Genomic DNA, 797 nt, shown 5'->3' with positions numbered 1-797 from the left:
GAATCTGATCTGGGGATACATCGCCATCGCCGTGTTTATGACCGGCGACGGCTTTGAGCTGGCTTTTCTCTCGCACTACATCAAGGAACTGGGCTTCACCCCGGCCCAGGCCTCCTTCGCCTTTACCCTCTACGGCCTCGCCGCCGCCCTGTCGGCGTGGATCTCCGGCGTGGTCGCCGAGATTATCACCCCGCAGAAAACCATGCTGATCGGCTTCGTGCTGTGGTGCGTGTTCCACGTGCTGTTCCTGATTTTCGGCCTCGGCCACGCTAACTACCCGCTGATCCTGCTGTTCTACGGCATTCGCGGCTTTGCTTACCCGCTGTTCCTCTACTCCTTTATCGTCGCCATCGTGCACAACGTGAAAAGCGACGGCGCCAGCTCGGCGCTGGGCTGGTTCTGGGCGGTCTACTCGGTCGGCATTGGCGTGTTCGGCAGCTATATCCCGAGCTTTACCATCCCGCATATCGGCGAGCTGGGTACCCTGTGGCTGGCGCTGGTGTTCTGCGTCACCGGCGGCATTATCGCCCTGGTGTCGCTGCGCCATATTCAGACGCCGCGCCATATGCAGAATCTCACTACCCGCGAGAAGTTTGCCGAACTGGGGCGCGCCGCCACGCTGCTCTACACCAACCGCAATATCCTGCTCTCCGGGATGGTGCGCATCATCAACACCCTGTCGCTGTTCGGCTTTGCGGTGATCATGCCGATGATGTTTGTCGATGAGCTGGGCTTTACCACCTCCGAGTGGCTCCAGGTGTGGGCAGCCTTCTTCTTCACCACCATTTTCTCCAACG

At 60.0% G+C, this 797-nt stretch carries 1 protein-coding gene; it reads left to right on the top strand.

Going from position 1 to position 797, the window contains the following annotated elements:
• A partial coding sequence (locus tag GRPL_RS0126230) for an MFS transporter (RefSeq protein ID WP_032700872.1) occupies positions 1-797 on the top strand: 797 nt, incomplete at both ends.

Source organism: Klebsiella planticola ATCC 33531 (assembly GCF_000735435.1).
Lineage (GTDB): Bacteria > Pseudomonadota > Gammaproteobacteria > Enterobacterales > Enterobacteriaceae > Klebsiella > Klebsiella planticola.
Note: the sequence above shows the minus strand (reverse complement) of the source record. Positions and strands in the feature narration are given on the sequence as shown.